A 14204-nucleotide genomic window follows, 5' to 3' on the forward strand; every position below is an offset into this window, starting at 1 on the left:
GCCGGTGGCGGCCGGGGCCTGAGTGTCGGAAGACCGATGCTATCGGTCAAACGGTCTTGCTGCTTACGGTCTGTTGGTTGAAGTCCGGGGCGGGAACGGTTCAGCTTGCAGCACGCTGAACCGTTCCCGCCTCCGCATCATGGAGCTTTCATGTCTGCCACCTTGTCAGAGGTCCGCCCCGCGCCGGCCCCGTCCGCCGATGCCCGCGCTGTGCTGGAAGCCCGCTACGGCGCCGCCGAGGCGCCCGCGCACATCCTCCTCAATGACACCATCGCCGCGCTGCTCGCCCACCGCTCGGTGCGCGCCTTCTCCGACCGCGCCCTGCCGGAGGGGCTGATCGAGACGCTGGCGGCGGCGGCCCAGTCGGCGCCGTCCTCCTCCAACCTCCAGACCTTCAGCGTGGTGGCGGTGGAGAACCCCGCCACCAAGGCGCGCCTTGCCGAGGTGGCGGGCGGGCAGAAGCATGTGGTGGAAGCCCCCCTGGTGCTGGTCTGGCTCGCCGACCTCTCCCGCCTCGAGGAGATCGGCCGCCGCGCCGGGGCACCCACCGATGCCCTGTCCTTCCTCGAAACCCTGTTCGTGGGCATCATTGATGCCGCGCTGGCGGCGCAGAACGCGCTGGTGGCGCTGGAATCCCTCGGGCTGGGCGGAGTCTATCTCGGCGCCCTGCGCAACCGGCCGGAGGTGGTGGCCGAGCTTCTGGGCCTGCCGCCCAACGTGGTCGGTGTGTTCGGCCTCGCCATCGGCTATCCCGACCCGGAGCGCACGGCGGATGTGAAGCCGCGCATGGCCCAGCGCCTTGTGCTGCACCGCGAGCGCTACGACGCCAGCCTGCCCCAGGCGGCGCTGGACCATTACGAGGAGGCGATGAAGGCGTTCCAGCGGGGCCAGAATCTGCCCGAGGTGGGCTGGACCAGCGCCGCCCTCGCCCGCGTGCGCGGGGCTGAGTCCCTGAGCGGGCGCGATCGGATTCCCGAGGTCCTCAAGGCGCTCGGCTTCGGCCTGCGCTGAAGGCGGGCCGGCCCCACTCACGGCGGCAAAAGCCGGTTCTCCGACAGCTGGAGCCAGTCGGGGCGGTCGGCATACATCTCGCGGATCAGCTGCTTGATGGCCTCGATGCGCCCCGACGCGTCATTGGCGCGATAGCTCATGATGATGGGAGAGACCAGCTTCGGGTCGTCGAAATGGCGATAGGCCACGTCGTAGCTGCGCAGCCTTTGGGCGGCGGCGGGCACGATGGTGACGCCGTCGTCCGCCGCCACCAGGCCCAGCGCCATCTGCAGCTCCCGCACCTCGCGGATGGCGCGCGGGCGCACGTTGCGGTCGCCCAGCAGCACCAGCACCTCGTCGGCGAAGCTCGGGCGCGGCTCGGAGGGGTAGAGGACGAGCATCTCGTCCTCGAGCGTCGAGAGCGGCAGCGGGCCCTTCTGTGCAAGCTTGGGATGATCGAGGGGCAGCGCCAGCACCAGGCGTTCCTCGCGCAGGGTGATCCGCTCGATGGCCGGATCGGTGACGCGGACACGTCCGAAGCCCAGGTCGATGCGCCCCTCCTTCAGGGCGGCCACCTGCTGGGTGGAACTCATCTCCTTCAGCTCGATCTCCATGTCCGGCCACAGCCGCCGCATGCGCCGGGTAAGGTCCGGCATGCCGCCATAGAGGGTGGAGGCCACGCACCCCACCACGAACAGGCTGCGGCCGGAACGGCCGAGCTGGCGCGTGGTGTTGCGGATCTGGTCCATGCGGCCGATCATCTGCAACGCCTGCTCGTAGAAGAAGCGCCCCGCCTCGGTGAGCTTCAGCGGCCGCTCCGAGCGGTCGATCAGCTGCACCCCCAGCTCGTCCTCCAGCCCCTGGATCTGCCGGCTCAAGGGCGGCTGGGCGATGTTGAGCCGCTCCGCCGCGCGGGTGAAATTGCGCTCCTGCGCCACGGCCACGAAATAGCGGAGCTGGCGGACGTCCATGATACCCTCGAAGTATAATAGTTGACCAACTCGGTTTTGGATCTGCGCCGTCGCGCGCCGTAGAAAATGGGCATGACGATCCATGCCCCCCTGTCCAGACAAGCCCCGACGATCGAGCGAGTCGAGACATTTCTCGTCGATCTGCCAACGATCCGGCCCCATAAACTGTCGGTGGCGACCATGGAGGGGCAGACCCTGATGCTGGTCCGCCTCCACATGTCCGACGGCATCGTGGGGGTGGGCGAGGGCACCACCATCGCCGGCCTGGCCTACGGCCCGGAAAGCCCTGAAGGTATGAAATTGACGATCGACGCCTATATGGCGCCGGTCCTGCTCGCCGCCGATCCCACGCGGATCCAGGCCACCATGGCCGCCATCGGCCAGGTGGTGAAGGGCAACAACTTCGCCAAGTCGGCGGTGGAGACCGCCCTGTTCGACGCCCAGGGCAAGAGGAGCGGCCTGCCCCTTTCCGAGCTCTTGGGCGGGCGGGTGCGCGAGCGCCTGCCGGTGGCCTGGACGCTGGCCTCCGGCGACACCGCCCGCGACATCGCCGAGGCCGAGGAGATGCTGGCGCGCCGCCGCCACCGCATCTTCAAGCTGAAGATCGGCCGCCACGAGGTGCGCGCGGACGTGGACCACGTGGCCGCCATCAAGGCGGCGCTGGGCGAGCGCGCCAGCGTGCGCGTGGACGTGAACATGGCCTGGAGCGAGAGCGAGGCGGCCTATGGCCTCAAGGCCCTCGCCGACGCCGGCTGCGATCTGGTGGAGCAGCCGGTGGCTTCCGCCGCCGCCCTCGCCCGGCTCACGGCGCGGGGCCTCGTGCCGGTGATGGCGGACGAGATCCTGCAAGGTCCCGCCAGCGCGTTCGAGCTGGCCCGCATGCGCGCCGCCGATGTGTTCGCGGTGAAGATCGAGCAGTCGGGCGGCCTCATCGCCGCCGCGGGCGTGGGCGCCATCGCCGATGCGGCGGGCATCGAGCTTTATGGCGGCACCATGCTGGAGGGCGCAGTGTCCACCATCGCCGCCGCCCACCTGTTTTCCGCCTTCCCCCGCCTCGGCTTCGGCACCGAACTGTTCGGCCCGCTCCTCATCACCGAGGAGATCCTGACCGAGCCCCTCGACTACAGCGACTTCTCGCTGGCGGTGCCCAGGGGGCCGGGCCTCGGCATCACGCTGGACGAGGAGCGCATCGCCCGCTTCCGCCGCGACGGGGCGCGCCGGACCCTTGTGCTCGCCGCAACGAAGACCGGGAGCTGAGCCATGGGCCGCTTCCTTAGAGCGCGATCCGAGCAAATTGAATCAATTTGCTCGGTGAATCGCCCTCTCAATTCAAGAAAGAGAACGCGTTGTCCGATCAGCTTGCGATGCAAGCAGATCGGCGCGTGCTCTAGACCCCCTGCCTGCCCACCCGCCGGCCCGCACGCGCGGGATCGCCAGATCTGACCCAATCCCGAAGAAAATCAGGAGGAAACCCATGAGCAAGACCATCATGAGCCCGGCCCTCATCGACCAGCTCGCCGACCGTGCGGCCGGGCTCGACGTGGCCGGCGGAAACGCCCGGCTGAAGGAAATCGTGCGCCGCCTCACCCGCGACCTCATGGTCGCCATCGACGATCTCGACATCTCCATGGACGAGTTCTGGGCGGGGGTCGCCTATGTCTCCGCCGCCGGCCAGTCCAACGAGCTGGGCCTTATCGTGCCCGGCATCGCGGTGGAGCACTATCTCGACCTGCGCCTCGACGAGGCCGAGCGCCTCGCCGGCCTTGCCAGCGGCACCCAGCGCACCATCGAGGGGCCGCTCTATGTGGCCGGCGCCCCGCTCTCCAAAGGCACCGCGCGCCTCGACGACGGCTCGGACGATGGCGAGGTGCTGTTCGTGCAGGGCCGCGTCACCGGCATCGACGGCAAGCCGGTGGAAGGCGCCATCGTGGACGTGTGGCACGCGAACACCATGGGCAACTATTCCCACTTCGATCCCACCCAGCCGGCCTTCAACCTGCGCCGCCGCATCGAGACCCTGGCGGACGGCACCTACAGCTTCCGCACCATCATGCCCGCGGGCTATGGCTGCCCGCCCGGCTCGGCGAGCCGCCAGCTGATGGAAGGCCTCGGCCGCCATGCGGAGCGCCCGGCGCACGTGCATTTCTTCGTCACCGCGCCCGGCTATCGCAAGCTCACCACCCAGATCAACATCGAGGGTGACCAGTATCTGCACACCGACTTCGCCTTCGGCACCCGCGAGGGGCTGATCCCGGCGGTGCGGCGGGTGTCGGATGCCGCCGAGATCCATGCGCGCGGGCTGAACAAGCCGTTCGCCACCATCGACTTCGACTTCTCCATCGCCCCCGAGGCCCAGGGCGTCGTCGGCACCGAAGTGAGCCGCCCCCGCGCCGCCGCCTGAGGCGCGGATCGTTCAGACCATCCATCGCAACGAATCCCGCAAGGCCCGCCGCGTGGAAGACGGCGGGCCGGTCCGGGAGGGAGAGAACGCCATGAACGCCCATGCCCCGGTCCCCGACAGTGCCGCGCTCGCCGCCCGCCTCGAAGGCGCGGTGGTGGAAGATCCGGCCAAGGGCCTCTATCGCTGCCGCCGCGACATCTTCACCGACCCCGACCTGTTCGAGCTGGAGATGACGCACATCTTCGAGGGCAACTGGATTTACCTCGCCCACGAGAGCCAGATCCCCAATCCGAACGACTATTTCACCACCTTCATCGGCCGCCAGCCCATCGTCATCACCCGCGACCGCAAGGGCGAATTGCACGCTTTGGTCAACGCCTGCTCCCATCGCGGGGCCATGCTGTGCCGGCACAAGCGCGGCAACAAGGCGACCTATACCTGCCCGTTCCACGGCTGGACCTTCTCCAACACCGGCAAGCTCCTGAAGACCAAGGAGCCGGACGGCGCGGGCTATCCCGAGGGCTTCAACACCGAGGGCTCCCACGACCTCACCAAGGTGGCGCGGTTCGAGAATTATCGCGGCTTCCTGTTCGGCTCGCTGAAGGAGGACGTGTTGCCCCTGACGGAGCATCTGGGCGAGGCGGCCAAGATCATCGACATGATCGTGGACCAGTCGCCGGAGGGCCTGGAGGTGCTGCGCGGCAACTCCACCTATGTCTATGACGGCAACTGGAAGGTGCAGGCCGAGAACGGCGCCGACGGCTATCACGTCACCTCCGTGCACTGGAACTATGCGGCCACCGTGAACCAGCGCAAGGCGGCCGCCGCCGCCGCGGCGGGCAAGGACGATGTGCGCGCCATGGATGCGGGCAGCTGGGCCAAGCAGGGCGGTGGCTTCTACTCCTTCGAGCATGGCCACCTGCTGCTGTGGACCCGCTGGGCCAACCCCGAGGACCGGCCGCTCTACGAGCGCCGCGCGGAACTCGCGGAGACGTTCGGCGACGCCATGGCCGACTGGATGATCAGCCGCTCGCGCAATCTGTGCCTCTACCCCAACGTCTATCTGATGGACCAGTTCTCCTCGCAGATCCGGGTATTCCGCCCCATCAGCGTGGATAAGACCGAGGTCACCATCTACTGCATCGCCCCCAGGGGCGAGAGCGCCGAGGCGCGGGCCCGCCGCATCCGCCAGTATGAAGACTTCTTCAACGCCTCCGGCATGGCGACGCCCGACGACCTGGAGGAATTCCGCTCCTGCCAGATGGGCTTCATGGCCACCTCCGCGCCGTGGAACGACCTGTCGCGCGGCGCCGCCCACTGGATCGAGGGGGCGGACGAAGGCGCCGCCGCCATCGGCCTGAAGCCCCTGCTCTCCGGTGCCAAGACCGAGGACGAGGGCCTGTTCGTGGTCCAGCACCGCTACTGGAAGGACACGCTGGCCCGCGCCGTCGCCGCCGCGGATGCCGCCGAGGCACCCTGACAGGCCAATGACTTAACCAGAGACGGCGCGCTTCCAGGAGCCGCCGTCCGGGAGGAACAAATGAACGTGACCCACGAGGCCGTGGCGGCCTTCCTGTATCGCGAAGCCCGCCTGCTCGACGACAAGGACTGGGAGGGCTGGCTCTCCCTCTACGCCCCCGAGGCCGTCTTCTGGATGCCCTCCTGGGACGACAATGACGAGCTGGTGGAAAACCCCCAGACCGAAATCTCGCTCATCTATTACGGGCAGAAGCAGGGGCTCGAGGACCGGGTGTTCCGCATCCGCACCGAGCGCTCGTCCGCCACCAGCCTGCCGGAGCCGCGCACCTCGCACAATCTCACGAACATCGAGATCCTGGAGGAGACCGGCGCCAGCGTGAGCGTGCGCTTCAACTGGTTCACCCTGAGCTTCCGCTACAAGACCACCGACACCTATTTCGGCTCGTCCTTCTACACGCTCGACACCACGGGGAACGACTTCAGGATCACCAACAAAAAGGTGGTCCTGAAGAACGATTACATCCACCAGGTGGTCGATATCTACCACATCTGAGCGGGAGGCGGCGGTGAGCCACAAGATCGCGCTGAGCTTCGAGGACGGGGTCACCCGCTTCATCACCTGCGGCACCGGGGAAACGGTGGCGGACGCCGCCTATCGCTCCGGCATCAACGTGCCGTTCGACTGCCGCGACGGTGCCTGCGGCACCTGCAAAAGCCATTGCGAAAGCGGTGCCTACGACAAGGGCGACTACATCGAGGACGCCCTCACCGAGGACGAGGCAGCGGAGGGCTACGTGCTCACCTGCCAGATGCGGCCGAAGAGCGATTGCGTGGTGAAGATCGCCGCCACCTCCGCCCTGTGCAAGGCGGGCGCCTCCCCCTTCTCCGCGCGCCTGTCCCGGCTGGAGCGGCTTTCGCCCACCACGCTTTCCTTCGCGCTGAAGATCGAGGCGGGGGGTGAATTGTCCTTCCTGCCGGGGCAATATGCCAATCTCGCCCTGCCCGGCACGCGGGAGGTGCGCGCCTATTCCTTCTCCAGCCTGCCGCGGGATGGCGAGGTGGAGTTCCTGGTGCGCAACATTCCCGGCGGGCGCATGTCGTCCTTTCTCGCCGAGCGGGCAAAGGTGGGCGACGCGCTGAGCTTCACCGCGCCCATGGGGTCCTTCTATCTGCGGCCGGTGACGCGGCCGCTGCTGTTCCTGGCCGGCGGCACCGGGCTCGCGCCCTTCCTCGCCATGCTGGACCTCTTGGCGCGCGACGGCCTGAGCGTGCCCGCGCACCTCGTCTATGGCGTCACCTCAGACGCCGACCTGGTGCTGGTGGACCGGCTGGAGGCGTTCGCCGCGCGCCTTGAGGGCTTCACCTTCGCCACCGTCGTCGCCGATGCGGCAAGCGCCCATCCGCGCAAGGGCTATGTGACCCATCACCTTGCGCCCGAGCACCTCAACGGCGGCAATGTGGATGCCTATCTGTGCGGCCCGCCGGCCATGGTGGATGCGGTGCGGCACCATTTCCAGGCTGCGGGGGTGACCCCGGCCGCGTTCCACTACGAGAAATTCTCCCCCGGCGCCGAGGCCAAGGCCGCCTGAGAGGCGCGGCCCGGCGGCGTCCGACTCCGAATGCATGGTCCAGACCCGGCGCCGCGCCTGCGGCACCGGGGCGGGCGCATGCGTGCCATTCGTACCGGCCGCACCGCGGTCCAAAAGCAACACGGCGAAGCCGGCAGCCCCTTGAAACCAGAGAGGAAACAGACATGTCTGCCCCGAGCCACCCCTCCCCAAGCCAAGCTGGCCCAACTCCGGCGGGTCCAAGGTCCGTCAACATCCAGCAGCTCATCGACCAGAGTCCGGTCTCGCGGTTCCAGCTGCTCATCATCGTGCTGTGCTTCATCATCGTCGCCGTGGACGGCTTCGACACGGCGGCGGCGGCCTTCATCGCGCCGGCCATCCGCGCCGAATGGCAGCTCACCCCGGCCATGCTCGGCCCCATGTTCGGCGCCGGCCTGTTCGGCCTCATGGTGGGGGCCCTCGTCATCGGCCCCTTCGCCGACCGGTTCGGGCGCAAGCCGCTGCTGATCTTCTCGGTGTTCTTCTTCGGCCTCGCCTCGCTGGGGGCGGCCTTCTCCCACTCCATCACCGAATTGACCTGGTGGCGGTTCGTCACCGGCCTCGGGCTCGGCGCCGCCATGCCCAGCGCCATCACGCTCACCTCGGAATACTGCCCCGAGCGCAAGCGTTCCTTCCTCGTCACCATCATGTTCTGCGGCTTTACTCTGGGCTCGGCCATGGGCGGCCTGCTCGCGGCGCAGCTGGTGGCGGAACACGGCTGGCGCTCGGTGCTGGTGGTGGGCGGCGTGGTGCCTCTCGTGGTGGCGGTGCTGCTGTGGGTGCTGTTGCCGGAATCCATCCGCTTCCTGGTGCTGAAGGATCCCCGCTCGCCCGCCGCCGCGCGCAACCTCGCCCGCATCGCCCCCGAGGCGAACCTCGCCGGCGCGGTGTTCGTGGGGCCCAAGAAGGCCAAGGGACTGCCGGTGCAGCAATTGTTCTCGCGCAACCTCGTGGGCGGCACGCTCTTGTTGTGGCTCGCCTTCTTCATGAGCCTGCTGGTCTATTATCTGCTCACCAACTGGCTGCCCACCTTCATCAACTCCGGCGGCGCCTCGATCCAGCAGGCGGCGCTGATCACCATGATGCTCCAGCTCGGCGGCACCCTCGGCGGCGTGGTGCTGGGCCTGTTCATGGACAAGGTGAACCCCCATACGCTGCTCGCCAGCGCCTATGTGGGCGGGGGCCTGTGCGTCACGGCCATCGGCAATTCCACCGGGGTGCCGGGTCTGTTGCCGGTGGCGGTGTTCGGCGCCGGCTTCTGCATCGCCGGCTCGCAGATCGGCATCAACGCGCTGGCGGCGGCCTATTATCCCACCGCGAGCCGGGCCACCGGCGTCAGCTGGGCCAACGGCATCGGCCGGTCCGGCTCGGTGGTGGGCTCCATGGTGGGCGGCCTGCTGCTGTCCTTCCACTGGGGTTTCGAGACCATCTTCGCCATCGCCGCGGCGCCCGCGCTGGTGGCGGGCCTCGCCATCTTCCTGAAGGGCCGGCTCCAGTCCGGGGGCGCGCTGGAAGCGGCGCCCGTGGCCCAGGAGGGCTGACCTCTCGATCCTCTCACGGTCGGCCGGGCGGCTACGCTCTCACGGGCGGGGCCGCCCGGTGCCGTTCCGGGAGGGCGCGCGATCCGTGCGCATGTGGGATGATCCGCCGCGCGAATCGCGGGGAGGAACGCGGGAATGGCGGCGGATCTCGATCTGTCCGGGAAAGTGGCCCTGGTGACGGGGGCGGCCAGTGGCATCGGCCTTGCGGCGGCCCAGGCCCTGGCGCGGCAGGGCGCCCATGTGGTGCTGGCCGACCGCGACGGCGCCGCGGCTGAGGCGGCGGCACAGATGCTGAGGACACAGGACGCGGGCGCCTCCGGCCTGCCCTGCGACGTGACCGACGAGGCGGCGGTGGCGGACGCGGTGGCATCGGTCCTCGCCGCCCATGGCCGCGTGGACATCCTCGTCAACAATGCCGGCCTCTCCATCCGCAAGGGTATCGCCGAGCTGGCCCTGGCGGACTGGGAGCGCGTGTTCGCGGTGAATGTCACCGGTGCCTTTCTCAGCACCCGTGCGGTGGTGCCGGCCATGCGGGCGCAGGGTGCGGGCGCCATCGTCAACATCGCCTCCATCATGGGGCTGTCGGGCGGCGGGCCCTATCCCAACCCGGCCTATCAGGCCAGCAAGGGCGCCATCGTGAACCTCACCCGCGCGCTGGCGGTGGAACTGGCCCCGGCGGGAATCCGGGTGAATGCGGTGGCGCCCACCTGGGTGCGCACGCCCTTCATCGAGCCCTTGATGAACGATCCGGCGAAGCTCGCCGAAATCGAGGCGCTGATGCCCATGGGCCGCATCGCCGAGCCGGAGGAGGTGGCCGACGCGGTGCTGTTCCTCGCGAGCCCCATGGCGTCCATGATCACCGGCCACATCCTGCCGGTGGACGGCGGCTTCCTCTGCCAGTAGGCCGGTCAGTCCGCGCGGCCATCCCGCTCCGCCTTCGCCCGCCGGGCGGCGGCGAGGGCGTTGGAACAGACCCGAAGCACGTTCAGTATGCGATGCGGCAGCGCGGTTCGGCAAAGGCGCGGAGCGGGTCAATCGGGCTCGGCGAGACGGTAGCCGACGCCGGTCTCGGTGCGGATGTAGCGCGGCTGCTCCGGGTTGTCCTCCAGCTTCTGCCGCAGCTGGCGCACATAGACCCGCAGATACTGCACGTCATAGGCCTGCCCCCAGACCCGTTGCAGGATGAAGGCGTGGGTGAGCACCCGTCCTGCATGCTGCACCAGAAGCCGCAGGATCTCGTATTCCTTGGGTGAGAGCTTCACCTCCCGGTCCTTGAGCCGGACGATGCGGCGCACCAGGTCCACGCAGAGGTCGCCCACCTTGAACAGGGGCTTTTCCCCCTGCTGCTGAAGACGGTGGCGCAGCGCGACGCGCAGGCGCGCGATCAGCTCGTTCATGCCGAAGGGCTTGGTCACGTAGTCGTCGGCCCCGCCCTCCAGCGCCTCGACGATGCCGGCCTCGTCGGTGCGGCTCGACAGGATCACCACGGGGACATCCAGGCCCTCGGCGCGCCAGCGCGCCAGCAGGTCGCGGCCGGGCATGTCGGGCAGGCCGAGGTCGAGGATGACGAGGTCTGGCCGGGCCTCGGCGGCGCGGGCGATGGCTTCGGCGGCGGTGGCCGCGCTGGTCACGTCGTAGCCCTGGGTGGACAGCCCGGCATTGAGCAGCTTGCGGATGGCCGGTTCGTCATCCACCACGAGGAGTTTCACGCCGTTCATTTCGGGTCTCTCATCGTGCGCGCTTCATGGTAGCGCCTTCGGCTCGCTGGCCTGAAGCGGCACCGGCATGCGGATGGTGAAGGCGGCGCCGGTGCAGCCGGGGCGCGGTTCGGCGGTGAGGGTGCCCCCCATGGCCTCGAGGAAGCCGCGGCTGATGCCGAGCCCGAGGCCGGTGCCGGCCCGCACCTGGTCGCCCTTGCGGACGCGATAGAATTTGTCGAACACGCGCTCGCGGTCCTCCTCGGCGATGCCCGGCCCCTCATCCATCACGCGGAGCGTGACGAAGGCGCCGTCGGACCAGCTCTCGATGCGCACCAGCGAACCCTCCGGCGCATATTTGGCCGCGTTGTCGAGGAGGTTGAACAGGGCCTGCTCGAACAGCACGGGATCAATGCACAGCATGGGCAGGTCCGGGGCGAGGTCGATCTCCATCCGGTGATGCCGGAGGATGGATTGCGCCCGGGTGAGCGCGCTGCCCACCACCTCGCTGATGTCGCACAGGCCGGCATTGGGCATGATGGCCCCGGACTCGAGCCGCGTCATGTCCAGGAGGTTGGCGATGAAGCGATTGAGCCGCTCCGACTCTTCCTCGATGGTGGAGAGCAGCTCGGAGCGCGCCTCCTCGGTGAGCGCGAGGGAGAAGCTGCGCAGCGTGCCCGCCGCGCCCATGATGGAGGCGAGCGGCGTCTTCAGGTCGTGGGAGATGGAGGTGAGCAGCGCCGTGCGCAGCCGGTCGGTGGCGGCATCCAGCCGGGCTTTCTCCACGTCCGCCACGAGGTTCACCCGCTCGACGGCGAGGGCGGCCTGGTCCGCCAGCGCATCCACGAGGCGCCGCTGCTCGGGCGTGAGCAGCGGTCCCTCCTTGTCGCGGTCGATGCCGATGACGCCCACGGCGCCGCGCCCGGTCTGCATGGGCATGAACAGGCGTTTCGCCCCCGGCAGGGTGTCGGCGCCGCGTCCGGCCCAGCGGTTGTGCTCGAAGGCCCAGCGGGCGGCGGCAAGATCGGCGGCGTCGATGGCATCTTCCGGCGGGTAGGCGGCCTTGACCGCCAGCGTGTCGCCGTCCGGCAGCACGATCACCACCCGCACGTTCAGCATGGAGGCGATCTGGAAGGCGGTGGCCCACAGCAGGTCGTCGAGGGTGCCCGCGCCCGCGAGCTTCCGGGAGAAGAGGTAGAGATCCTCCGCCGTCTTCGCCCGCGCCCGCGCGGCCAGCGCCTGGGCGCGCACCCGCGCCGTGAGGTTCGAGGCGATGATGGCGACCACCAGGAAGAAGAACAGCGCGACCACGTTCTCCGGATCGGTGATGGTGAAGGTATAGAGCGGCGGGATGAAGAAGAAATTGAACGCCAGCATGCCGGTGACGGAGGCGACCAGCGCCGGCGCCAGCCCGTGGCGTACCGCGCTCACCAGCACGGCGGTGAGGAAGACCAGGGCGATGTTCTGGAGCGCGAGGATCTTCTGGAGGCCGAAGCCCACCAGCGTCGCGAGCGTGACGATCAGGAGGCTGGCGAGATAGGGCCGCGCATCCAGTCGGCTGCCTGATGGTGTGGTGGTGGCGCGGCTCGCCGGCGGCGTCTCCTTCTCTCCGGCGATGACATGGACCGAGATGTTGCCGGAGCGGCGCACCAGGTCGTGCACCACCGAGCCGTGGAGGATCTCGAACCAGCGCGAGCGGTCCGACTTGCCGATGACGATATGGGTCACGTTGGCGGAGCGGGCATAGGCGAGCACGTCGTCGGCGATGCGGGTGCCGCCGGGGATGGTCACGGCCTCTCCGCCCATGCGCTCCGCCAGCCTCAGGAAGTCGGCGACGCGGTCGCGCTCGGCGGTGTCGAGCCTCAGCGCACGCGCGCTCTCCACGTAGAGCGCCACCCAGGGCGCCCGCAGCCGGTCGGCGAGGCGCTTGGCGTAGCGCACCAGCGCGGCGCTGCGCGGGTCCTCGCTGAGGCAGACCAGCACCCGCTCCCCCGCCGCCCACGGGCCCGATATGGCATGGGCGCGCATGTGGGAGAGCAATTGCTCGTCCACCCGCTCGGCGGTGCGGCGCAGGGCCAGTTCGCGCAGGGCGGTGAGGTTGCCGGGGGAGAAATAGTTGTCCACCGCCCGCCGCGCCGTCTCGGGCACGTAGACCTTGCCCTCCTTCAGGCGCTGGAGGAGGTCGCCGGGCGTGATGTCGATGACCTCGATGTCGTCGGCGCGGTCGATGATGGCGTCGGGCACCGTCTCGCGCACCCGCACGCGGGTGATCTGCGCCACCACGTCGTTGAGGCTCTCCACATGCTGGATGTTGAGCGTGGTGTAGACGTCGATGCCCGCCGCCAGCAATTCCTCCACGTCCATGTAGCGCTTGGCGTGGCGGCTCTCGGGGGCGTTGGTGTGGGCCAACTCGTCCACCAGCACGAGCGACGGACGGCGGGCCAGGATGGCGTCGAGGTCCATTTCCTCGATCATCCGCCCCTTGTAGGCGACGCGCCGGCGCGGGATCACCTCGAGGTCGGCGACCAGCGCCTCGGTCTCGCGCCGGCCGTGGGTCTCGACGATGCCCACCACCACGTCCGTGCCCTCGTTCCGGCGCGCATGGCCGGAGGCGAGCATCTCGTAGGTCTTGCCGACGCCCGGCGCGGCCCCGAGGAAAACCTTCAGGCGGCCGCGCGTTTCCCGCTCGGCCGCCGCGAGCAGGGCATCGGGCGAAGGCCGCAGGTCTGCGGCACGGTCGTCGGGCATGGCCTCCTCCTGGATCCGGGCGGCATCCGCCCGGATCCGTTGCCTATACCATCGGCCCCGGTTGTCGGCCGGTGCCGAGCGGGTTCGCTCAAGCGCCGCGCGGGCTTGGCCAAAGGCCCGTGAGCCAAACTCACGGGCCTTTGGCTACCGGTCTGTCACTGCGGGGGCGCCTTGTCGAGCGCGAGGTTCAGGGCCAGCACGTTCACACGCGGTTCGCCGAGGAGGCCGAGGGTGCGGTCCTCCATGGTCTCCACCACCAGCCGGCGCACCACGCCCTCGTTGAGGCCGCGCGCCTTGGCGACGCGCGGCACCTGGAACAGGGCCGCCTCGGGCGAGATGTGGGGGTCGAGACCGCTGCCGGAGGTGGTGACCAGGTCCACGGGCACCGGGTCGCGGGGATTTTCGGTCCGGAGGGCGTCGAGGTCCGCCTTCACCCGGTCGGCCAGGGCCGGATTGGTGGGGCCGAGGTTCGAGCCCATGGAGTTCGCCGCATTGTAGGGCAGGGCCACGGTCTTGGTGGCGTCGGCAGGATCGGCGCCGGTGGTGGCGGAGGGCCGGCCGTGGAAATAGCGCTCCGAGGCGAAGTTCTGGCCGATGAGCGCCGATCCGATCACGGTCCCGTCGCGGGTGATGAGGCTGCCGGCGGCCTGCCGCGGGAAGAGAGCCTGCGCCGCCCCGGTCATGGCGAGCGGGTAGGCGAGGCCGGTGAGCGCCGTCAGGGCGATGAGCACGACGAACGCGGGGCGAAGTTCCTTCAGCATGATGGTGTG

12 protein-coding genes are annotated in these 14204 nt (G+C 69.2%); 8 read left to right on the forward strand and 4 right to left on the reverse strand.

Translation table 11 applies throughout. The features are described from left to right. Positions 1-150: 150 nt before the first annotated feature. Positions 151-1011 carry an NADPH-dependent oxidoreductase gene (locus tag K9U40_RS06665; protein WP_282889429.1) on the forward strand — a complete coding sequence of 287 codons (861 nt, stop codon included), beginning with the start codon at positions 151-153 and terminating at the stop codon, positions 1009-1011. A gap of 17 nt (positions 1012-1028) precedes the next feature. Here the strand turns inward: K9U40_RS06665 and K9U40_RS06670 are convergent, their stop codons facing one another. After that, positions 1029-1961, reverse strand: coding sequence for a LysR family transcriptional regulator (locus K9U40_RS06670; protein WP_282889430.1), 933 nt, complete (start codon positions 1959-1961; stop codon positions 1029-1031). Between the two features lie 66 nt (positions 1962-2027). Here K9U40_RS06670 and K9U40_RS06675 point away from each other — a divergent pair, with 66 nt between their 5' ends. From K9U40_RS06675 to K9U40_RS06705, 7 genes are all read left to right on the forward strand, one after another. Then, positions 2028-3218, forward strand: a complete 1191-nt coding sequence (locus K9U40_RS06675; protein ID WP_282889431.1) for a muconate/chloromuconate family cycloisomerase — start codon at positions 2028-2030, stop codon at positions 3216-3218. Positions 3219-3435: 217 nt separating this feature from the next. Next, positions 3436-4362 carry a catechol 1,2-dioxygenase gene (catA, locus tag K9U40_RS06680; protein WP_282889432.1) on the forward strand — a complete coding sequence of 309 codons (927 nt, stop codon included), beginning with the start codon at positions 3436-3438 and terminating at the stop codon, positions 4360-4362. A gap of 91 nt (positions 4363-4453) precedes the next feature. Beyond that, entirely contained in the window at positions 4454-5842 is a 1389-nt protein-coding gene (benA, locus tag K9U40_RS06685; protein WP_282889433.1) for a benzoate 1,2-dioxygenase large subunit, read from the forward strand. Between the two features lie 60 nt (positions 5843-5902). Continuing rightward, positions 5903-6394 carry a benzoate 1,2-dioxygenase small subunit gene (gene benB / locus K9U40_RS06690; protein ID WP_282889434.1) on the forward strand — a complete coding sequence of 164 codons (492 nt, stop codon included), beginning with the start codon at positions 5903-5905 and terminating at the stop codon, positions 6392-6394. A gap of 13 nt (positions 6395-6407) precedes the next feature. Further along, positions 6408-7430, forward strand: coding sequence for a benzoate 1,2-dioxygenase electron transfer component BenC (gene benC / locus K9U40_RS06695; protein WP_282889435.1), 1023 nt, complete (start codon positions 6408-6410; stop codon positions 7428-7430). Positions 7431-7594: 164 nt separating this feature from the next. Continuing rightward, on the forward strand, positions 7595-8989 hold the full coding sequence (locus K9U40_RS06700) for an MFS transporter (protein WP_282889436.1): 1395 nt from the start codon (positions 7595-7597) through the stop codon (positions 8987-8989). Between the two features lie 135 nt (positions 8990-9124). Then, positions 9125-9892, forward strand: coding sequence for an SDR family NAD(P)-dependent oxidoreductase (locus tag K9U40_RS06705; protein ID WP_282889437.1), 768 nt, complete (start codon positions 9125-9127; stop codon positions 9890-9892). 128 nt (positions 9893-10020) lie between these two features. Here the strand turns inward: K9U40_RS06705 and K9U40_RS06710 are convergent, their stop codons facing one another. The 3 genes from K9U40_RS06710 to K9U40_RS06720 form a co-directional block, all read right to left on the reverse strand. Next, the gene (locus K9U40_RS06710) at positions 10021-10707 is read right to left on the reverse strand and encodes a response regulator transcription factor (RefSeq protein ID WP_282889438.1); all 687 of its coding nucleotides are present in this window, start codon (positions 10705-10707) and stop codon (positions 10021-10023) included. 24 nt (positions 10708-10731) lie between these two features. Beyond that, positions 10732-13434 carry a sensor histidine kinase gene (locus K9U40_RS06715; RefSeq protein ID WP_282889439.1) on the reverse strand — a complete coding sequence of 901 codons (2703 nt, stop codon included), beginning with the start codon at positions 13432-13434 and terminating at the stop codon, positions 10732-10734. A 155-nt stretch (positions 13435-13589) separates the two neighbouring features. After that, positions 13590-14195, reverse strand: a complete 606-nt coding sequence (locus K9U40_RS06720; RefSeq protein WP_282889440.1) for a K(+)-transporting ATPase subunit C — start codon at positions 14193-14195, stop codon at positions 13590-13592. Between the last annotated feature and the right edge of the window lie 9 nt (positions 14196-14204).

The sequence above is a fragment of the Xanthobacter autotrophicus genome (assembly GCF_030015065.1).
In the GTDB taxonomy this organism is placed as follows: Bacteria; Pseudomonadota; Alphaproteobacteria; order Rhizobiales; family Xanthobacteraceae; genus Xanthobacter; species Xanthobacter autotrophicus_D.